A 19,161-nucleotide genomic window follows, 5' to 3' on the forward strand; every position below is an offset into this window, starting at 1 on the left:
CGTGTGAGAGGCGCGGCGGCAAGCCGCGCCGGACGGGGCTCGGCGACGGCTGTTGCAAACCATCCACAGGCCGGACGGGCGATTTTCTGCCCGGCCACGCCGGCCGGTTATGATCGGCGACAACGTATACTCTCGGCGGTTCCCTTAAAAAGGCAGATGATGAAATTAATCGGTTCGCTCAGCAGCCCGTACGTCCGAAAGGCGCGAATCGTGCTTGCTGAAAAGAAGATCGACTACAAGCTGGAGCTCGAGAACGTGTGGGCGCCGGAGACGGACATTCATGCATCGAATCCGCTCGGCAAGGTCCCGTGTCTCGTGATGGAGGATGGTGCCGCGGTGTTCGATTCCCGCGTGATCTGCGAATACGTCGATACGCTGTCGCCGGTCGGCAAGCTGATTCCGCCGTCGGGGCGTGAGCGTGTCGAAGTGCGTTGCTGGGAAGCGCTGGGTGACGGCGTGCTCGACGCGGCCGTGGCGATTCGTCTCGAACACACGCTGCGAGACGAAGCGCAGCGCAGCGCGAGCTGGATCGCGCGCCAACAGCGCAAGATCGACGACGCGCTCGTCGCGATGTCGCAGGGTCTCGGCGGCAAGACGTGGTGCGTCGGTAATCATTACACGCTTGCCGACATCGCACTCGGCTGCGCGCTCGGCTACCTCGACTTCCGGATGCCCGAACTCGACTGGCGCGATCGCCATCCGAACCTCGACAAGCATTTCGTGAAGCTGTCGCAGCGGCAGACGTTCGTCGACACGCTGCCGCAAGGCTGACCGGCCGCCGGCGGCGAATCGGACAGACAAACGAAAGCGCCCCGCGGGGCGCTTTCGTTTTGGCGAGCCGCCTCCGGCGGCGGGCGATCGCGCGTTACTCGATCGACGTGTAAACGGTTTCGCCGAGCACGAACGAATCGCTGCGTGCGATCGGCCACCACTTGTCGTACAGCGTATAGCCGCAGGTCTGGCCGTCGAGCAGCGCGCCGGGCTTCAGGTATTTCAGCAACTGCGACATCAGCCGCACCTCGTGCGGCGCGACGCGCTGCACGATGTGATGCGCGCGCAGCTCGGACGGATGGCCCAGGCCGGCCGCCTGCACGAGTTCCTGCAGTGCATGCAGCGTATTGCGATGGAAGTTGTACACGCGCTCGGCCTTGTCGGGCACGACGATGGCGCGCTGGCGCACCGGGTCCTGCGTGGCGACGCCGGTCGGGCAGCGGTCGGTGTGGCAGTGCTGCGCCTGGATGCAGCCGACCGCGAACATGAAGCCACGCGCCGAATTCACCCAGTCCGCGCCGATCGCGAGCGTGCGCGCGATGTCGAACGCGGTGATGATCTTGCCGCTTGCGCCGATCTTCACGCGGTCGCGCACGCCGATCCCGACGAGCGTGTTGTGTACCAGCAGCAGCCCTTCCTGCAGCGGCACGCCGACATGGTCGGTAAATTCGAGCGGCGCGGCGCCGGTGCCGCCTTCCGCGCCGTCGACGACGATGAAGTCCGGCACGATGCCCGTCTCGATCATCGCCTTCGCGATCCCGAAGAATTCCCACGGATGGCCGATGCACAGCTTGAAGCCGGTCGGCTTGCCGCCCGACAGCGTGCGCAGCCGCTCGACGAATTCGAGCAGACCGCGCGGCGTCGAGAATTCCGAGTGCGTCGCGGGCGAGATGCAGTCCTTGCCCATCGGCACGCCGCGCGTCTCGGCGATTTCGGGCGTGATCTTCGCGGCCGGCAGCACGCCGCCGTGGCCCGGCTTCGCGCCTTGCGACAGCTTGATCTCGATCATCTTCACCTGCGGATCGGCGGCCTGCTTCGCGAACTTGTCCGGGTTGAACGTTCCGTCGTCGTTGCGGCAGCCGAAGTAGCCGGATGCGATTTCCCAGATGATGTCGCCGCCGTGCTCACGGTGGTACTTCGACAGCGAGCCTTCGCCGGTGTCGTGCGCGAATCCGCCTTTCTTCGCGCCGAGGTTCAGCGAGCGGATCGCGTTCGCGGACAGCGAGCCGAAGCTCATCGCCGAGATGTTGAAGATCGAGATGTCGTACGGCTGCGCGCGGTTCGCGCCGACCCGGATGCGGAAGTCGTGGTTCGGCAGCTTCGTCGGCGCGAGCGAGTGGCTGATCCATTCGTGCGCGACGGCCTTCACGTTCAGCTCGGTGCCGTACGGGCGATTGTCGGCGACGTTCTTCGCGCGCTGATAGACGAGGCTGCGCTGCGCGCGGGAGAACGGCTTCTCGTCGGTGTCGTCCTCGACGAAATACTGGCGGATCTCGGGGCGGATGAACTCGAACAGGAAGCGGAAATGACCCCAGAGCGGGTAATTGCGCAGGATCGCGTGACGGTCCTGGTTCAGGTCATACAGGCCGAGGGCGACGAGGGCGACGGGGATGATGATCCACAGCCAGGAAAGCACGTGAATCGACGCGAGTGCGGCCACGGCAACGAGCAGCAGCACGGCGCACCACATTGCGAGGTAGCGTCTGGAAAGCATGGGGGGCTCCGCAAGAATCTTGAAATGCCGCCATGCGTACGCTGCGCGGCGGCGCACCGGCCGCGACGGAATCGTGTTCCGCCGGGCGCGGCGTGCCGCAAGTCTAAACCGAATGGATGTCAGCGTGCTTCGGCGAGCGCGCCCGCGTGGGCTGCCGCCGGGACGGCCTGGCCGGGCTGGCCGGTGGCCGCGAACTCGATGATGCCGCCGCCGAGGCAGATCTCGCCGTCGTACAGCACGGCCGACTGGCCGGGCGTCACCGCCCATTGCGCGTCGTCGAACGCGAGCGAGAAGCGCTCGCCGTCGGCCCCGCCGAGCGCGGCCCGGCCGAACGCGGCCCGGCCGAACCTGCAGGCCGCATCGGCCTGACGATAGCGCGTCTTCGCCCCGCACGAAAAGCCTTCGGCCGGCGGCTCGCCCGCGACCCAGCTCACGTTGCCGGCGACGAGCTCGCGCGACAGCAGCCACGGGTGGTCGTGGCCCTGCACGACGTACAGCGTGTTCGACGCGATGTCCTTCGCCGCGACGAACCACGGTTCGCCGCTGCCGTCCTTGCTGCCGCCGAGGCCGATGCCCTTGCGCTGGCCGAACGTGTAGAACGCGAGGCCGATGTGCTCGCCGACCACCTTGCCGTCGGGCGTCTTCATCGGGCCGGGTTTCGTCGGAAGATAGCGGTTCAGGAAGTCGCGGAACGGCCGTTCGCCGATGAAGCAGATGCCGGTCGAGTCCTTTTTCTTCGCGTTCGGCAGGCCGATCTGCGCGGCGATCTCGCGCACCTTCGTCTTCGGGATCTCGCCGAGCGGGAACATCGTCTTCGACAGCTGCGCCTGGTTCAGCCGGTGCAGGAAGTACGACTGGTCTTTCGTATGATCGAAGGCCTTCAGCAGTTCGAAGCGACCGTCGCGCTCGCGCACGCGCGCGTAATGGCCCGTCGCGATCATTTCCGCGTCGAGCGACATCGCATGGTCGAGGAACGCCTTGAACTTGATCTCGGCGTTGCACAGCACGTCCGGGTTCGGCGTGCGGCCGGCCGAGTATTCGCGCAGGAATTCGGCGAACACGCGGTCCTTGTATTCGGCCGCGAAGTTCACGGCTTCCACGTCGATGCCGATCAGGTCGGCCACCGACACCACGTCGATCCAGTCCTGGCGCGTCGAGCAGTATTCGCCGTCGTCGTCGTCTTCCCAGTTCTTCATGAACAGGCCGACCACGTCGTACCCCTGTTCCTTCAGTAGCCACGCGGTCACCGACGAATCGACGCCGCCCGACATGCCAACTACTACACGGCGCTTGCTCATTTGTTTACCGCCTGACGGTCGAATGCTTCCGGGCGCGGCGCGACCGAATGCGTGTGCACGAAATCGAGCGGAATGCGCCGCCCGGCGAGATAGTCGTCGACGCAGCGCATCACCGCAGGCGAGCGATGGCGCTCGCTGCACGCGCGCAGTTCGTCGGCGCTCATCCACAGCGTACGGACGATGCCGTCGTCGAGCATGTGGCCCGGCACCGGCTCGCCGGCCGTGCCGCAGAACGTGAAGCGCAGGTAGGTCGCGCCGGCGCTGCCGGGGCGGTCGTAGTGCGCGAGATAGACGCCGACGAGCGCGTCGGGTACGAACGGATGCGCGGTTTCCTCGAGCGTTTCGCGGATCACGGCGTCGGCGAGTGTCTCGCCGGCTTCGAGGTGGCCGGCCGGCTGGTTGATGCGCAGGCCCGTCGAGGTTTCTTCCTCGATCACGAGAAAGCGACCGGCGCGCTCGACGAGCGCCGCGACGGTCACATGCGGGGTCCAGATTTCGGGTTTCATGGTTCGGCATTTTACCGGTTGCGCCCGGACGCTGCCGGCCGTCTGGTTAGACGAATCCGACCCCGGTCGTTCTTTGCGGCGGCAACAGGTCTTCCCGATTGCCGCGACGCGCATGGGCGCCGCCCGCCTCGGCTGGCGGCCAGCCGGGGGGCGGAAGGTCCGATCGTCACGAGTCGAATCGTGCCCCGTTTTTCACGGGGATACGATCGTCGCGACGCAGGCGGCGATCGTATCCCGCACGCGCACGATCGCCGGGTCGCGCTGCGTGCTCGTGCGCCAGCCGATTTCCACCGGGTAGCCCGGCAGCTCGACCGGGCACGCGAGCGCGCGCAGCGACGTCGACTGCGCGATCGCGCGAGCCGCATGCGCCGGTATCGTGGCCACCGCGTCGGAGCCGGCGAGCAGGTACGGCAGCGCCGCGAAATGCGTGGTCGACGCCGCGACGCGCCGTTTGTGGCCGAGCGCGGCCAGGGCTTCGTCGACGATCCCGATCACGCCGCCCGACGACACGAGCAGGTGATCGCGCTGCACGAAATCGGCGAGCACGAGCGTGCGCGGCGCGTGCGCGCGGCCGGCCGGATCGATGAGGCATGCGTAGCCGCCCGTCGCGACCGCGCGCCGGCTCAGCCCGTTCGCCGAGAACCCGCCCGACGCGATCGCGAGATCGACGCCGTGCCGCAGCAGCGCGTCGCCCGCGATACCGCTGTGCGTCTGCCGAAAGATCAGCCGGATGCCCGGGGCTTCGCGCGCGACTGCGTCGATCAGCGCGCGGCCGAGCGCGATCTCGAAGTCGTCCGACAGGCCGATCGAGATCGTACGGCCGACCCGTTCGCCGCCGTCGGCCGCGATCGCGAGGCTTGCGCGGCAGCGGTCGAGCGCATCGGAGAGGATCGGCTTCAGTTCGTCCGCGCGCGGCGTCGGCGCGAGCCCGCGGCCGGTGCGCACGAACAGCGGATCGGCGTAGATCACGCGCAGTCGCGCGAGCGCCGCACTTACCGCCGATTGCGTGAGGCCGAGCCGCAGCGCCGCGCGGCTCGCGCCGCCTTCCTCGTACAGCGCCTCGAACACCTTCAACAGGTTCAGGTCGAGTCCGGCGATATCATCCGTATTCATGTCAGTTATCGTTTTATCGATTTGATCGATGAAATGATATCGATAAAGATGGCGTCACCCACTCACTGGAGACGCTTTCATGTCCACCTCAGTTATCGCCGCGCTGCAGATCGGCGCATCGCCCGCCGGCACGCGCGCCACGCTCGACACGATCCTCGGCTACGAAGCCGCGATCCGCGACAGCGGCGCGTCGCTCGTCGTGCTGCCAGAGGCCGTGCTCGGCGGCTATCCGAAGGGCGAGATCTTCGGCACGCGGCTCGGCTACCGGCTGCCCGAGGGCCGCGACGCGTATGCGCGCTATGCCGCGCAGGCGATCGACGTGCCGGGCCCCGAAACCGACGAACTGGCCGCGCTGTCGCAGCGCACGGGCGCGAGCCTGGTGGTCGGCGTGATCGAGCGCGGCGGCAGCACGTTGTACTGCACGGCGCTGTTCTTCGATCCGCGCGACGGGCTCGTCGCGAAGCACCGCAAGCTGATGCCGACCGGCACCGAGCGGCTGATCTGGGGGCAGGGCGATGGCTCGACACTGCCGGTGGTCGAAACGGCCGCGGGCCGTGCGGGCGCCGCGATCTGCTGGGAGAACCACATGCCGCTCCTGCGCTGCGCGATGTATGCGAAAGGCGTGCAGATCTGGTGCGCGCCGACCGTCGACGAGCGCGACCTGTGGCAAAGCTCGATGCGGCACATCGCGCACGAAGGGCGCTGCTTCGTCGTGAGCGCCTGCCAGGTGCAGCCGTCGCCGCGTGCGCTCGGCATCGACGTGCCGGGCTGGGATCCCGAGCGGCCGCTGATCCGCGGCGGCAGCGTGATCGTCGGGCCGCTCGGCGACCTGCTGACGGAGCCGCTGATCGGCGAGCCCGGGCTCGTGACCGCGCGTATCGATACGGACGAGCTCGTGCGTGCGCGTTACGACTTCGACGTGGTCGGACACTATGCGCGCCCCGACGTGTTTTCGCTGCACGTCGACGAGCGGCCGAAGCGGTCAGTCGTGTTCGGGGAATGACGGGCGTTGCCGGGGCGCGGCCGCCCCGGCATGCGAATGGCGGCGGCGCGCGTCAGCGCATCGGCGCTTCCGCGATCCGCATGTAGTCGGCGATGCGCCGGCCTTCCATGTCCGGAAACTGCTCGTGCACGGTGATGTCGCCCATCCGCGCGATGTCGAAGGTGCGGAAGTCGTCGCGCAGCTCGCACCACGCGCCGATCGTCCAGCGTCCGCCCCAGTAGACGAGCCCGAGCGGCCACACGCGGCGCTTCGTGTGCGCGCCGAGCCGGTCGCGGTAGTCGAAGCTGACGATGTGATGCGTGTCGACCGCCTGGTGGATCGCGTCGACCTTCGCGCAGAATGTCTCGTCGATGTGGAACGAGGGCGCGAACACCGGCAGGCGATCGAGCGCGGTGCGCTTGTCGGCCGGCATCGCCGACGCGATCTTCGCGAGCGCCGAACGCGCGCCGCCCGCGAAGCGCGCGCCGCCCCAGGTCTCGAGCATCCGCGCGCCGGCCGCGAGTGCCGCGAGCTCCTCGGCGGTGAACGTGAGCGGCGGCAGGCTCGCGTTGCGGTTCAGCCGGTAGCCGATGCCGGCTTCGCCTTCGATCGGCACCCCTGACAGTTGCAGGTCGCGCACGTCGCGATAGACCGTGCGCGGCGACACCGACAGCCAGTCCGCGAGCTGCTGCGCGGTCGTGAGACGACGCCCGCGCAGCAGCTCGGCGATCTGGAACAGGCGGTCGGCACGGCGCGTCATGGCTGAACCTCGACTCCAACGGCTACGGGGACTTCGCGATGATAGCGCCGCGCCGGCCGGATCGTAGACGCGCTCAGTGGCATTTCGGTGCGTGCAGGCCGACGCGGTTGCCTTCGGTATCGATCAGGTAGCCGATGTAGCCGTAGTTGTTCGGCAACTCGACGACCGAGCCTTGCACGACGCCGCCTGCGCGCTTCGCGCGTTCGAGCGCCGCGACGACCGATTCGCCGGCGTTCAGGTACACGAGCACGCCGTTCGCGCTCGGCTTCATCTGCTGCGGATCGAACACGATGCTGCCGCCCGTGCTCGACGCTTCGTGATCGAACACGGCCATCGGCACGCCGCCGATGACTTCGCGTTGCAGCGTCGTCTGCAGCACGGTTTCGTAGAAACGGATCGCCCGGTCGAAATCGAGGGACGGGATGTCGAACCACGCGATCGCGCGTTCCAGGGTTGCGGTTTCGGTTGCTGCTGCAGTTGCGGACGTCATGACGAGCTCCTTGTTGTTCGGGTTCTTGATGGAAACCAGCCTTGCATTGCGCCGGGATTGCAGTGTGATCGGGTGCTGCTGACAGCGTGCTGTCAGTAGTCGTGGCGGTGCTGACAAATGGGGGACCTGACGGCTTTGGCGGGCAAGGGCGGTGCGGGAACCGCATCGGCGCGCGGGTGGCGGCGCGGCACGCGGGCACTGCCCGCGTGGGGGCGGTGGAAAGAAAAACGCCCGGCTCAGGCCGGGCGTCGTCTGGGTGTCAGCAGGCGGCCGCGGCGGCCGTCTCGCGTGTCAGGCGTCGCCTTCCGGCGCGGCGGGGCGTGCCTTCACGCTGCCGGCGATCAGGTCGAAGCGGAACAACCGGCATTCGAGCGCGCCGTTGAACAGCGGCGTCTTCGCCGATTCGCGCAGGCGCAGCAGGCCCGGCAGCGAGCGGTCCGACGTCAGCAGGAACGCCTGCCAGCCCGTGAAGCGCTGCTTGAGCGCATCGCCGAGCGCGTTGAAGAATTCGCTGTCCGGTGCGTCGGTGTGCGTGCGGCGGAATGCGTCGTCGTTGCCGCGGTTGCGGCCCGTCTCGCGCACCTCGCCGCGCGCGCTGCGGCCGCGCACCTCGATCCGCTCGCCGTACGGCGGGTTCGCGAGAATGATGCCCGGGCCGTCGCACGGCGGCGTCATCCCGCGCGCGTCGACCTGCTTGAGCCACACCGACGGCACGCCCGCACGCTCGAGGTTCGCGCGCGCCTTCTCGAGCATGTCGCCCGAGATGTCGCTGCCGTACACGCCGAGCGAATCGCGCTTGCCGCGCGCCGCGCGCTTCGCGTCGAGCGCCGCGACCTTCAGGCCCTGCCATGCGGTGATGTCGTACTGCTTGAGCTTTTCGAAGCCGAACCGGCGCTCGACGCCCGGTGCGACGCCGAGCGCGATCTGCGCGGCTTCCGCGAGGAAGGTGCCGCTGCCGCACATCGGGTCATACAGCGGCGTGCCGGGCGTCCAGCCCGTCAGGCGCAAGATGCCGGCCGCGAGGTTCTCGCGCAGCGGCGCCGCGCCCTTGTCGAGGCGCCAGCCGCGCTTGAACAGCGGCTCGCCCGACGTATCGAGGTACAGCGTGCACTCGGTGGCCGTCAGGAACGCGAACACGCGCACGTCCGGCGCGCCGGTGTCGATGCTCGGGCGTGCGCCGGTCTTGTCGCGCATCCGGTCGCAGATCGCGTCCTTCACGCGCAGCGTCGCGAATTCGAGGCTCTTCAGCGGCGACTTGATCGCGGTGATGTCGACGCGCAGCGTCTGCGTCGATGCGAACCAGCGCTCCCATGGCTGCTCGAGCGCGAGTGCGTAGACGTCCTGTTCGTTGCGGTACGGGCGGTGCGCGATCTTCAGCAGGATCCGGCTCGCGATTCGCGAATGGAGGTTCGCGGCCATGCCGGCGGTCCAGCCGCCGCGGAAATGAACGCCGCCCGGCACCTGCGCGCCCGCGGTGAACGGCGCGCCGTCCAGATGTCGGCCGGCGATTTCGGCCAGCTCGGCGGCAAGCGCCGCTTCGAGGCCGCGCGGGCAGGGAGCGAAGAATTCGTACAGGGTGGGCGAGGACATAAGGCGGGTGAGGACGTGCAAAAGTCCACTATTGTACGCGGCGCGGGCGGCCGGAGCCGGCGTTGCATCCGATTCGGCGCGCCGGTGCCGGTGCGCCGGGCCCGACGGCGAGACGGCAGGCCCGCGCGGCGACGCCCGCCTCGGGCTGCGCGCCGCCGCCGGACGGTCAGTGAGCGCCTGGCTGGCCGGCCCGCGCGGCCGGCGCGCCGGCTGGCCAGAACAGCGCGGACGGCTTCGACAGCACCGTGCGGACGATCGCGCCGACCAGCGCGCGCACCTTGGTGCGGCGCAGGCTGCGCGAGCGCACGGCCATCGTGAATGCGAGCGCGAAGCTCACGAGCACGTTGAGGATCGCCATGCTCAGGACGCCGGCGCAGGCCCACCACAGCTCGGGCGTGCCGAGCGCGCCCTTGCCGAGCACGCCGAGCGCGATCCCGATCGACCCGGCCGACAGCGTCACGTGGCGCACCTCGAACGGGAACAGGAACACGGTGACGATCGCCGGGATCAGGCCGAGCATCAGGCCGAGACCCACGTTGGCGACGACGCCCGCGACGTTCGAGCGACAGAAGTGCGCGAGTTTCGCGGCACCCGACGCGCCGAGCGTGAGCCGCAGCCGCCGGTTGTACGTGAGCGCGTCGCCGACCCGATGCAGCACGAACCAGTTGTCGGCCCAGCCCGCGAGCAGGCTCGACGCCCACAGCAGCACGCCCGTGAGCGCCGCATAGAACGGCGTCGGGCCCAGCAGCGAGAACGAGTGCAGCGTCGCGTGCGCCTTCTCCGGCGAGATCAGGTTTGCGTGCAGCAGGTTGCCGGCGAACAGCTGCACGAGCAGGCACACGGGCAGCACGACGAGCACGTTGCCGGAAATCGCCGCGGCCTGCGTGCGGATCAGCGCGATCACCGACGCGACGAACGTCTTCACGCCTTCCTCGTGACCGGTGTCGTCGAGCTCGCGCGCGAGCGTCGGCGCGGTCATCGCGGGCTGCTTGGTCGCGAGCGTGAAATGCAGGAAGTGCATCAGCATGAAGCTCGCCGCGTAGTTGACGCCCGCGAGCAACCCTTCGAGCATCGACTGCAGGTGCGCGCCGGTGATCGCGAACTTCACGCACACGGTCACGACGGTGACGAGCCCGCCGCCCGCGGCCATCCGCAGCATCTTCAGGTACTCGGCGCGGCCGCGCGAGATGTAGTGCTCGCCGGTGTCCGCGTTGGTCTCGACGAGCTTGCGCGCGAACAGCGAGAAGTTGCTGCGCATGAGGTGCGACACGCTCTGGCTGTTCTGGTTCGCGTCGACGAGTTCGGCCGTCAGGCGCGCCATCCCGCGCAGGTCGTCGCGTGCCATCCACGCGTTGAGCAGCATTTCCGCGCGCAGGATGCGCATGCGCATCCGTTCGACCTGGAACACGATGTCGACCGACACGCCGTTGCGGTACAGGTGCGCGAACACATCGTCGACGGCGATCCGGCATTCGTCGAGCAGCACGCGCAGGTAGTTCACCTCATGAAGCAGCTTGCTCGGGTCGCCGCCGTCCTCCACGGCCGCGTGTGCGGTCTCGACCGCGAGCATCGCGCGCGTGAGCCGATAGAACGGCTGCGTTTCGAGCGGCTTGCGCGCGTCGTCGTCGGACAGGCGGCTGCGCACCGTCTGCGACAGGCCGGTCGAGCTGATCTGGCAGGTCAGGTTGTGCAGCGCGGCCAGCAGGTCGCGCGAGAACGAGCCGGGCTCGTGGCGCTCTTCGTCGGTGACGTCGAACGAGAACAGCTCGGCGAGGCGCGCGAGCAGGTCATCGGGCAGCGCGTCGATCCATTGGGCGTCCCCGGGTGCCGGGAACATCAGCGTGAACAGCGCCGTCAGTTCGCGGCGGTTCGGCGCGGGCGGGATCAGCGACGCGTCGATGCGCTCGAACAGCGCGCCGAAGAAACCGGAATGCACGGGCATCCCCGCGTCGCACAGCAGCGAGATGCCGTCGCATTCGCGCAGAATCCCGCGCAGGGTGCGCGCGGCGTGCGATTTCCATGCGGGATTGCGGTCGAGCACGTGGAACAGGTAGCGCAGCCGCGCATGCGCCGGATACGCGCGCGCGTCGGCGTCGCGTTCGGCCGGCGTGTCGTGCGCGACCTGCATCGCGCCGTTGCGGCGCAGCCAGTGCGCGAGCTCGATCAGCCATTCGCTGCGTTCGGCGTACGACGCCTCCGCGTCGGCATGCGCAAGCAGCGCATCGAGCTGGTGGCCCGCATTGCGCGACGCGCGCCACTTCTTGATCAGGGTCGTCAGGGAACGAAACATAAACGGAATAGCGAAAGCCCTGGACGGGCGGGTTCGGGATGCCGGCCGGAACACGGCGCGGCGCCGGGGAGAACGGTGAGGCTGGTCGGGGGGCGCGGACGATGCGCGGCGACCCGCGATGCGGCTGCCCCGGCGCGGACCACGCGGATCGCATGCGCGCCCCGGCAGACGCGGCGATCGGACCGGATACGACTGGCGGATCGCCGCCGGCGTGCGCGCGCGACGAGCGGCGCGAGCCGGAAAGTGCGTAGGATCGTCAATCGGGCGCGAAAACGCAAGCCGACCGCGTTGCATGGTGCCGGTTCCGGCGGATTTTGACAAACAATGCAAAGCTGCCGTTCGGCCGATGGATGCCGGGCAGCGCAGGCAGTGGCGGCGAGGGCGGCAGGTTCGCGTGCGCGGTTGCATGCGCACGCGGATCGATGCCGACGATGACTATCGGGCGGCGTGTGCCGAGTGCAGCCGTGCCGCGCGCATGCATCGGCCGCCGGCCCGCGCGTCGCGCTTACGCGCCGGACTTGCCCGTCGTGCCCGCATCGTTGCCGGGCATCGGACTGGCCGGGCAAGGCACGGCGGGCGCGGCGGCCGTTGCCTTGCCGGACGCGGTCGTCGAGGTGGCCGACGCAGCCGCGGCTCCGCGCCGCGCGGCCATCGCGCGCACGCCGGACGCGGCCTGCGATGCGATCACGTCGAGCGCGCGCCGGTGGCCCGCGACGAGCGCGTCGTAGCCGTCGGCGACCGGTTCCGCGACGCTCGTGCGACACGTCATCACGGCCTGCGTGCCGAGCGCGCGCACGCTCCACACCGCATCGATCGCCGCGCGTTTGCCGGGCCACGACTCGAAGCGCTGCACGTTCACGCTGATCCGATAGACGGGCACGCCGGCCGGATACGCGGAATTCGCGACGTCGATCGTGCCGAGCTGCGCGGCGAGGTCGTCGGACAAGGCGCGGCGGATTTCGTCGGCGGGCGGCGCGGCCCAGCGCTCCTGTTCGAGCACGTCGACCTGCGCGGCGTTCTTCTGCACGACGAGCTGGTTCTTCGCGACCTGCTCGGGCACGCCGACGGACGGCACCTCGATCAGGAACGACGGGTTGGCGGGCGCGGTACGCACGGGCGCGGCCGCGTCGGCCGGGCTCAGCGTATAGAACCGCGCGGGCGGCGAGCTGCACGCGGCGAGCGCAAGCGCGGCGAAGACTGCCGCCGCGCCGCTCGCGACGATGTTCGCGCGTGTCGTCGTCATTGTTGATCTCCTGGCTTGCCCTTGAGCAGCGATTCGGGATGGCGCTCCAGATAGTCGGCGAGCGCGTTCAGCGATTGCAGCGTGCGCGTGAGTTCCTTCAGTGCGCCGCGCACGTCGGACTGCAGCGGCGAATCCTGCTGCAGCGTCGCCTCGGCGGTCGAGAAGGTCTGCTTCGCGGCCGACAGCGTGTCGCGCGCTTCCGGCGCGACCTGCGTGTCGAGCTGCTTGAAGAGCTTGTCGGCGTTCGACAGCGCGCTGTTCAGGTTCGCGCCGATCTGGTCGAACGGCACCTTGTCGAGCTTCTTCGCGATGTCGGCGACCTGCAGCTGCAGTTCGTCGAGCGTGTTCGGCACGGTCGGCAGCTCGAGCGGCTGGCGTGCCGCGTCGATCTCCACGACCGGTGCCTTCGGGAAGAAGTCGAGCGCGACATAAAGCTGGCTCGTCAGCAGGTTGCCGGTGCGCAGCTGGCCGCGCAGCCCGTGCCTGACGAGGCGCGTGACGATCTCGCGGCGGGCCGGTTCGCCCTTGCGCTCGATCGTTTCGCGGAAGCGCGGGCCGAGCCGCTCCGGATACACGTTCATCGTCACCGGCATCAGGAAGTTCTTGGTCTTCGGATCGAAGTCGATGCCGATGTTCGTCACTTCGCCGAGCACGATGCCGCGGAAGTCGACCGGCGCGCCCACCGCGAGCCCGCGCAGCGACTGGTTGAAGTTCATCACGACCTGCAGCGGCTGGCCGTCCGGATCGCGCATCGCGTCTGCCTCGTCGGAGCCGAGGCGGAAGGTCGTGTTGTTCGGCGCCGTCGCGCCGCTGTCCTGGTTCGGCGGCGTCTGGAACGCGATGCCGCCGAGAATCACGGTCGCGAGCGACTGCGTGTTCAGCTTCAGGCCGCTCGAATCGAGCCGCAGGTCGACGCCGCTCGCCTGCCACCAGCGCGAGTTCACGCCGACGTACTGGTCGTACGGCGCGTTGACGAACACGTTGAACGTGACGCCCGTGCCGTCCTTGTCGAGCGAGAAGCCGACCACCTGGCCGACCTGCACGCGGCGGTAGTAGACGGGCGAGCCGATGTCGACCGAGCCGAGGGAATCGCCGCGCAGCACGTATTGCGTGCCCTTCTGGTCGCCGGTCACGGCCGGCGGCGTCTCGAGGCCGGTGAAGTCGGTCTGCGTGTCCTGCCCGTGGCCGGCATCGACGCCGATGTACGCGCCCGACAGCAGCGTGCCGAGCCCCGACACGCCGGTCGCGCCGACGCGCGGACGCACGATCCAGAAGCGCGAACCCTTGACCGCGAAGTCCTCGGCTTCCTTCTTCAGCTGCACCTGGACGAGCACGCGCGACAGGTCCTTCGACAGCTTGATCGTCTTGACCATGCCGATCTCGACGTCCTTGTACTTGACCTGCGTCTTGCCCGGCTCGAGCCCTTCCGCGCTGTGGAAGCTGATCGAGATTTCCGGGCCGCGCTCGCGCACGGACTTGATCACGAGGCCGATACCGATCAGCGCGGCGATCAGCGGCACGAGCCAGACGAGCGACGGCAGCCAGCCGCTTTTCGTCGAGATCGCCGGATCGGGCGGCCGGGACGCGTCTTGCTGCGGGCCTTGCGGACTATTCATGGTGTTTCCCTGAGGTTTCGACTGGATCCCAGATCAGGCGGGGATCGAACTGCATCGACGCGAGCATCGTCAGGATCACGACCGAGCCGAACGCGAGCGCGCCGGGGCCGGCCGTGATGACGGCGAGCGAACGGAAATGGACGAGCGCGACGGTGAGCGTCACGACGAAGATGTCGAGCATCGACCAGCGGCCGATCCGCTCGACGATCCGGTACAGGCGCGTGCGCTGCAGCGGCCGCCACACGGTGCGCCGCTGCGCGGTGCCGACGAGGATCGTCAGCACGCCGAGCTTGAGCATCGGCACGAGGATGCTGGCGACGAATACGACGACCGCGAGCGGCCAGTCGCCGGACGTCCAGAAATAGATGACGCCGCTCATGATCGTGTCCTCCTGCGAGCCGACGATCGACGACGTGCGCATGATCGGCAGCAGGTTCGCCGGAATATAGAGGATCGCGGCCGCGATCAGCAGCGCCCAGGTGCGCGTGATGCTGTTCGGCGTGCGGAAGTGAAGCGTGCTGCCGCAGCGCGCGCAATGCGCGTGCGGATGGTCGATCGTCTGCACGAGCCCGCATGCGTGGCAGCTGGCGTAGCCCTCGCGGGCGGCGGTCGGCATCGTCATTGGCGGGGCGCTTGCGGCGGCGAAGCGGTGCCGTCGGGCGTGGCGGGCGTGCGCCCGGCGCGCAGGTCGTCGGCGATGTCCCACAGCGTGCGTGGATCGAACATCAGCACGACGGCGGTCATCAGCGTGAGCGCGCCGAACGCGAACAGCGCCGCGTCGGGCACGACGCGCGCGAGGCTCACCATCTTCACGATCGTCACGACGATCCCGAGCATGAACACCTCGATCATCCCCCACGGCCGCACGAGCTGGATCGTGCGCAGCACGAAATTGAGGCCCGGCGGCACGACGCCACGCCGGATCGGCAGCAGCACGTAAAGCAGTGCGGCCATCTCGACGAGCGGGAACAGCACGGTCGAGCAGAACACCATCACGCCGACGATCTCCATGTCCTGATGCCACAGCGCGTCGATTGCGCCGATCAGTGTCGTCTGCACGCGGGTGCCGTTCAGGTCCATTTCGAGGATCGGGAACGCCTGCGCGATGACGAACGTGACGAGTGCCGCGACCGCAAGCGCGCTGATGCGCTCGATCTGCGTGGTGCTGTTGCGATAGAGCAGTGCGTCGCAGCGCGGGCAGCGCGCGATTTCGCGACCGCTCAGGCGCGGTTTATGCAACAGTGCGTCGCATTCGTGGCAGGCAATCAGGTCGTGTCGTTGCATGGAAAAGGCGGTTGTGCGACGGGCGGGGAACGCGTCGACGGGGCCGGAACCCGCGCCAATCTTACCAAAACGGCTTTTTCGGCGTGTCAACGCCCCGTTGCCGGGTGACCGGCCGGTAACATGGCGCAAACCTGTCAGCAGGCTGACGCGCCTGTCCTCGGAGTCCGCGCGAGACAAAAGGTTGCGGTAGCATGGCGCCCTTGACAAGCGTCGGACGAATTTACCGGCGCAGCCGTTCGCTCAACTGAGGAATCCATGATGGCATCGAAATCGCCGCCGGCCTCGCCGGCACGCTACGCGCACACCGCGATCGCGCTGCACTGGCTGATCGCGCTGCTGATCGTCTGCGGCTTCGCACTCGGCTGGGTGATGACCGACATCCCCGGCTTCACGCCGACGAAGCTCAAGTACTTCTCGTGGCACAAGTGGATCGGCGTGACGGTGTTCGCACTCGCCGTCGTGCGCGTGCTGTGGCGCGCGACCCACCTGCCGCCGCCGCTGCCGGGCGGCACGCCGGCGTGGCAGCGTGCGGTGTCGCACGGCGTGCACATGCTGCTGTACGTGCTGATGATCGTGATTCCGGTTACGGGCTACCTGTACAGCTCCGCGTCGAACATCCCGGTCGTCTATCTCGGCATCGTGCCGCTGCCGCGCCTGATCGATCCCGATCCTGCGCTGAAGGAAACCTTCAAGACGCTGCACGTGTCTTTGAATTACATTCTGCTTTCGCTCGTCGCCATGCATGTGCTCGCGGCGCTCAAGCACCAGTTGTTGGACCGCGACGGCCTGCTGTCGCGGATGCTTCCCTCCGCCAAATGAAGGATCCCATGAAAGTGTCTTTCTCCCGCTCCATGCTGACCGCGTTCGCCGCGGTGTCACTTGTCGCGTCGGCCGCGGCGCACGCCGACGTCGATCTCGCGAAGAGCAAGGTGTCCGCCGTGTCGAAGCAGATGAACGTGCCGACCGAAGGCGCATTCAGGAAGTTCTCCGCGCAGGTGAAGTTCGACCCGGCCAAGGCCGCGCAGGGCAGCGCGCAAATGACGATCGACATCGCGAGCTTCGACCTCGGCGACAAGATGTACAACGACCAGGTCGCGGGCAAGGACTGGTTCGACGCAAAGGCGTATCCGCAGGCGACCTTCGCGTCGTCGGCGATCGCGCCGGCGGGCGGCAACAAGTACAACGTGACCGGCAAGCTGACGATCAAGGGCAAGTCCGAGACCGTCACGGTGCCCGTCACGGTCACGCAGAGCGGCCCGACGCAGACCTTCGACGGCGTGCTGCCGATCAAGCGTTCGGCGTTCAACGTCGGCACCGGCGAGTGGAAGGACACGTCGATCGTCGCCGACGAAGTGCAGATCAAGTTTCATCTCGTCGCCACGAAGTAAGCGGCGGGTTGTCGCATCACCCCGAATGCCGCGCGAGGGCGCGGCGCCGTTCCAAGGAGAAAGCGTTTGAAAAAGCATCTGATCATCGCCGCGGGCGCGCTGGCCGCTTCGCTGTCGTTCTCGGCATTCGCTGACAGCGCGACGTACCAGTTCGACCCGAGCCATACGTACCCGAGCTTCGAGGCCGACCACTTCGGCGGCCTGTCGGTCTGGCGCGGCAAGTTCGACAAGTCGAGCGGCACCGTGACGCTCGACCGCGCGGCGAAGACCGGTACGGTCGACGTGACGACCGACATCGCGTCGATCCACACGGGCAGCGCGAAGCTCGACGAGCACCTGCAGACGGCTGAGTTCTTCGACGTCTCCAAGTTCCCGCAGGCGAACTACAAGGGCGCCATCAAGTTCGACGGCGACAAGCCGGTGTCGGTGGTCGGTAACCTGACGCTGCACGGCGTCACGAAGCCGGTCACGCTGAAGATCGATTCGTTCAAGTGCATGCCGCATCCGATGCTCAAGCGCGAAGTGTGCGGCGTTGACGCCGTCGGCGAATTCAGCCGCGACGATTTCGGCCTCGACTACGGCAAGCAGTACGGCTTCAAGATGAAGACGAAGCTGCTGATCACGGCCGAAGCCGTCAAGCAGCAGTAACGCGCGCGGCCGGGCTGGCCGCCGCGTCACGCCGCCGGCCCGTCGCGAGCCAGCCGCCGCGCTCCCGTTTTCAGGGGGCGCGGCGGTTTTTTTTGCGCGCCTATAATCGTCGGCGCAGCGCGCGGCGCGAGAATCGGCGCGCCCGACACAACGTACAACGACAAGGAGATCGCCGATGCATGCCGTCACGCAGTCCAGCTCCATTGCCTCGTCGCCGCGCGTGTGGCGCGCGGTGGTCGCCGCGTCGATCGGTAACGCGCTCGAGTGGTTCGACCTCGTCGTCTACGGCTTCTTCGCGGTGACGATCTCGAAGCTGTTCTTTCCGGCCGGCAACGATACCGTGTCGCTGTTGCTCACGCTCGGCACGTTCGGCGTGTCGTTCTTCATGCGCCCGCTCGGCGCGATCGTGCTCGGCGCGTATGCCGACCGCGCGGGCCGCAAGGCCGCGCTTACGCTGTCGATCCTGCTGATGATGGCCGGCACGCTGGTGATCGCGGTGCTGCCGACCTACCAGACGATCGGCGTTGCCGCGCCGCTGATCCTCGTCGCCGCGCGGCTGATGCAGGGTTTCTCCGCCGGCGGCGAATTCGGCAGCGCGACCGCGTTCCTGGCCGAGCACGTGCCGGGCCGGCGCGGCTTCTTCGCGAGCTGGCAGGTCGCGAGCCAGGGGCTCACGACGCTGCTTGCCGCCGGCTTCGGCACTGTGCTGAACGCGCAGCTCACCGCCGACCAGATGGCCGCGTGGGGATGGCGCATCCCGTTCTTCTTCGGGCTGCTGCTCGGGCCCGTCGCGTACTACATCCGCTCGAAGGTCGACGAGACGCCCGAATTCCTCGCCGCCGAAAGCACCGCGAGCCCGCTGCGCGACACGTTCGCGTCGCACAAGGCACGGCTCGTCGCCGCGATGGGCGTGGTGGTGCTCGGCACCGTCGCGACCTATCTCGTGCTGTTCATGCCGACCTACGGCGTGAAGCAGCTCGGCCTTGCGCCGTCGGCCGCGTTTGCCGCGATCCTCGTCGTCGGCGTGATCCAGATGGCGTTCGCACCGCTCGTCGGCCACTGGTCGGATCGTTACGGACGCGTGCGCGTTATGCTCGCGCCGGCCGTCGGCATCCTCGTGCTGATCTACCCGGCGTTCGCGTACCTGGTCGCGCATCCGGGCTTCGGCACGCTGATCGCGCTGCAGGTGCTGCTCGCGTTCCTGATGACCGGCTATTTCGCGGCGCTGCCCGGGCTGCTGTCCGAAGTGTTTCCGGTGCAGACGCGCACGACCGGGATGTCGCTTGCGTATAACGTCGCGGTGACGATCTTCGGTGGCTTCGGGCCGTTCATCATCGCGTGGCTGATCCGCGCGACCGGGATGAAGACCGCGCCGAGCTTCTACCTGATGTTCGCGGCCGTGCTGAGCCTCGCGGCGCTGATCGTGCTGCGCCGGCGGTTCGGGTTCCGGTGACGCGGGGTGCGCGGC

At 68.3% G+C, this 19,161-nt stretch carries 18 protein-coding genes; 6 read left to right on the plus strand and 12 right to left on the minus strand.

From position 1 onward, the window contains the following. The first annotated feature begins 159 nt into the window (after nt 1-159). Nucleotides 160-771, plus strand: a complete 612-nt coding sequence (locus tag ACT2FV_RS20135; protein ID WP_059608346.1) for a glutathione S-transferase family protein — start codon at nt 160-162, stop codon at nt 769-771. A gap of 94 nt (nt 772-865) precedes the next feature. Here ACT2FV_RS20135 and ACT2FV_RS20140 read toward each other — a convergent pair whose 3' ends face one another. The 4 genes from ACT2FV_RS20140 to ACT2FV_RS20155 all read right to left on the minus strand — a co-directional run bounded on the left by ACT2FV_RS20140 (nt 866) and on the right by ACT2FV_RS20155 (nt 5,402). Then, nucleotides 866-2,485 carry an FMN-binding glutamate synthase family protein gene (locus tag ACT2FV_RS20140; protein WP_124624871.1) on the minus strand — a complete coding sequence of 540 codons (1,620 nt, stop codon included), beginning with the start codon at nt 2,483-2,485 and terminating at the stop codon, nt 866-868. 119 nt (nt 2,486-2,604) lie between these two features. Further along, nucleotides 2,605-3,783: a tRNA 2-thiouridine(34) synthase MnmA gene (gene mnmA, locus ACT2FV_RS20145; protein ID WP_174912775.1), complete on the minus strand. Its 1,179-nt coding sequence runs from the start codon at nt 3,781-3,783 to the stop codon at nt 2,605-2,607. Further along, the gene (locus ACT2FV_RS20150) at nt 3,780-4,289 is read right to left on the minus strand and encodes an NUDIX hydrolase (RefSeq protein WP_124624878.1); all 510 of its coding nucleotides are present in this window, start codon (nt 4,287-4,289) and stop codon (nt 3,780-3,782) included. The genes mnmA and ACT2FV_RS20150 overlap by 4 nt, the downstream gene beginning before the upstream one ends. 192 nt (nt 4,290-4,481) lie before the next feature. Continuing rightward, nucleotides 4,482-5,402 (minus strand): LysR family transcriptional regulator, encoded by a 921-nt coding sequence (locus tag ACT2FV_RS20155; RefSeq protein ID WP_444504647.1) that lies wholly within the window; start codon nt 5,400-5,402, stop codon nt 4,482-4,484. A 79-nt stretch (nt 5,403-5,481) separates the two neighbouring features. Here ACT2FV_RS20155 and ACT2FV_RS20160 point away from each other — a divergent pair, with 79 nt between their 5' ends. After that, nucleotides 5,482-6,405 (plus strand): carbon-nitrogen hydrolase family protein, encoded by a 924-nt coding sequence (locus ACT2FV_RS20160; protein ID WP_444504648.1) that lies wholly within the window; start codon nt 5,482-5,484, stop codon nt 6,403-6,405. A gap of 52 nt (nt 6,406-6,457) precedes the next feature. Here the strand turns inward: ACT2FV_RS20160 and ACT2FV_RS20165 are convergent, their stop codons facing one another. From ACT2FV_RS20165 to ACT2FV_RS20200, 8 genes are all read right to left on the minus strand, one after another. Further along, nucleotides 6,458-7,144 (minus strand): helix-turn-helix transcriptional regulator, encoded by a 687-nt coding sequence (locus tag ACT2FV_RS20165; RefSeq protein ID WP_059535356.1) that lies wholly within the window; start codon nt 7,142-7,144, stop codon nt 6,458-6,460. A gap of 73 nt (nt 7,145-7,217) precedes the next feature. Continuing rightward, nucleotides 7,218-7,634, minus strand: coding sequence for a VOC family protein (locus tag ACT2FV_RS20170; RefSeq protein WP_124624883.1), 417 nt, complete (start codon nt 7,632-7,634; stop codon nt 7,218-7,220). A gap of 291 nt (nt 7,635-7,925) precedes the next feature. Further along, nucleotides 7,926-9,224 (minus strand): THUMP domain-containing class I SAM-dependent RNA methyltransferase, encoded by a 1,299-nt coding sequence (locus tag ACT2FV_RS20175; protein WP_151050022.1) that lies wholly within the window; start codon nt 9,222-9,224, stop codon nt 7,926-7,928. Between the two features lie 166 nt (nt 9,225-9,390). Then, nucleotides 9,391-11,514 carry a site-specific recombinase gene (locus ACT2FV_RS20180; protein WP_444504649.1) on the minus strand — a complete coding sequence of 708 codons (2,124 nt, stop codon included), beginning with the start codon at nt 11,512-11,514 and terminating at the stop codon, nt 9,391-9,393. Between the two features lie 505 nt (nt 11,515-12,019). Next, nucleotides 12,020-12,757 (minus strand): PqiC family protein, encoded by a 738-nt coding sequence (locus tag ACT2FV_RS20185; protein ID WP_444504650.1) that lies wholly within the window; start codon nt 12,755-12,757, stop codon nt 12,020-12,022. Further along, entirely contained in the window at nt 12,754-14,373 is a 1,620-nt protein-coding gene (locus ACT2FV_RS20190) for a PqiB family protein (protein ID WP_444504651.1), read from the minus strand. The genes ACT2FV_RS20185 and ACT2FV_RS20190 overlap by 4 nt, the downstream gene beginning before the upstream one ends. After that, on the minus strand, nt 14,366-14,995 hold the full coding sequence (locus ACT2FV_RS20195) for a paraquat-inducible protein A (protein ID WP_059608272.1): 630 nt from the start codon (nt 14,993-14,995) through the stop codon (nt 14,366-14,368). Before ACT2FV_RS20195 ends, ACT2FV_RS20190 begins: the two co-directional genes overlap by 8 nt. Continuing rightward, a complete protein-coding gene (locus ACT2FV_RS20200; RefSeq protein ID WP_059608273.1) occupies nt 14,992-15,657 on the minus strand; it encodes a paraquat-inducible protein A in 666 nt (221 codons plus the stop codon). Before ACT2FV_RS20200 ends, ACT2FV_RS20195 begins: the two co-directional genes overlap by 4 nt. A 258-nt stretch (nt 15,658-15,915) precedes the next feature. Here ACT2FV_RS20200 and ACT2FV_RS20205 point away from each other — a divergent pair, with 258 nt between their 5' ends. From ACT2FV_RS20205 to ACT2FV_RS20220, 4 genes are all read left to right on the plus strand, one after another. Then, nucleotides 15,916-16,476, plus strand: coding sequence for a cytochrome b (locus ACT2FV_RS20205; protein WP_124902678.1), 561 nt, complete (start codon nt 15,916-15,918; stop codon nt 16,474-16,476). An 8-nt stretch (nt 16,477-16,484) separates the two neighbouring features. Continuing rightward, the gene (locus tag ACT2FV_RS20210) at nt 16,485-17,045 is read left to right on the plus strand and encodes a YceI family protein (protein ID WP_059608347.1); all 561 of its coding nucleotides are present in this window, start codon (nt 16,485-16,487) and stop codon (nt 17,043-17,045) included. A 66-nt stretch (nt 17,046-17,111) separates the two neighbouring features. Further along, entirely contained in the window at nt 17,112-17,693 is a 582-nt protein-coding gene (locus ACT2FV_RS20215) for a YceI family protein (protein WP_059535372.1), read from the plus strand. Between the two features lie 175 nt (nt 17,694-17,868). Then, nucleotides 17,869-19,146 carry an MFS transporter gene (locus ACT2FV_RS20220; protein ID WP_301848916.1) on the plus strand — a complete coding sequence of 426 codons (1,278 nt, stop codon included), beginning with the start codon at nt 17,869-17,871 and terminating at the stop codon, nt 19,144-19,146. Nucleotides 19,147-19,161 lie beyond the last annotated feature (15 nt).

It is taken from the genome of Burkholderia sp. PR2 (assembly GCF_052372875.1).
GTDB classification, from domain to species: domain Bacteria; phylum Pseudomonadota; class Gammaproteobacteria; order Burkholderiales; family Burkholderiaceae; genus Burkholderia; species Burkholderia diffusa.

Coding starts and splice junctions, on each gene's coding strand:
- ACT2FV_RS20180 (WP_444504649.1), bottom strand. CDS start 11,514: ATGTTTCGTTCCCTGACGACCCTGATCAAGAAGTGGCGCGCGTCGCGC.
- ACT2FV_RS20160 (WP_444504648.1), top strand. CDS start 5,482: ATGTCCACCTCAGTTATCGCCGCGCTGCAGATCGGCGCATCGCCCGCC.
- ACT2FV_RS20195 (WP_059608272.1), bottom strand. CDS start 14,995: ATGACGATGCCGACCGCCGCCCGCGAGGGCTACGCCAGCTGCCACGCA.
- ACT2FV_RS20220 (WP_301848916.1), top strand. CDS start 17,869: ATGCATGCCGTCACGCAGTCCAGCTCCATTGCCTCGTCGCCGCGCGTG.
- ACT2FV_RS20155 (WP_444504647.1), bottom strand. CDS start 5,402: ATGAATACGGATGATATCGCCGGACTCGACCTGAACCTGTTGAAGGTG.
- ACT2FV_RS20170 (WP_124624883.1), bottom strand. CDS start 7,634: ATGACGTCCGCAACTGCAGCAGCAACCGAAACCGCAACCCTGGAACGC.
- mnmA (WP_174912775.1), bottom strand. CDS start 3,783: ATGAGCAAGCGCCGTGTAGTAGTTGGCATGTCGGGCGGCGTCGATTCG.
- ACT2FV_RS20165 (WP_059535356.1), bottom strand. CDS start 7,144: ATGACGCGCCGTGCCGACCGCCTGTTCCAGATCGCCGAGCTGCTGCGC.
- ACT2FV_RS20150 (WP_124624878.1), bottom strand. CDS start 4,289: ATGAAACCCGAAATCTGGACCCCGCATGTGACCGTCGCGGCGCTCGTC.
- ACT2FV_RS20200 (WP_059608273.1), bottom strand. CDS start 15,657: ATGCAACGACACGACCTGATTGCCTGCCACGAATGCGACGCACTGTTG.
- ACT2FV_RS20175 (WP_151050022.1), bottom strand. CDS start 9,224: ATGTCCTCGCCCACCCTGTACGAATTCTTCGCTCCCTGCCCGCGCGGC.
- ACT2FV_RS20185 (WP_444504650.1), bottom strand. CDS start 12,757: ATGACGACGACACGCGCGAACATCGTCGCGAGCGGCGCGGCGGCAGTC.
- ACT2FV_RS20205 (WP_124902678.1), top strand. CDS start 15,916: ATGGCATCGAAATCGCCGCCGGCCTCGCCGGCACGCTACGCGCACACC.
- ACT2FV_RS20210 (WP_059608347.1), top strand. CDS start 16,485: ATGAAAGTGTCTTTCTCCCGCTCCATGCTGACCGCGTTCGCCGCGGTG.
- ACT2FV_RS20135 (WP_059608346.1), top strand. CDS start 160: ATGAAATTAATCGGTTCGCTCAGCAGCCCGTACGTCCGAAAGGCGCGA.
- ACT2FV_RS20190 (WP_444504651.1), bottom strand. CDS start 14,373: ATGAATAGTCCGCAAGGCCCGCAGCAAGACGCGTCCCGGCCGCCCGAT.
- ACT2FV_RS20140 (WP_124624871.1), bottom strand. CDS start 2,485: ATGCTTTCCAGACGCTACCTCGCAATGTGGTGCGCCGTGCTGCTGCTC.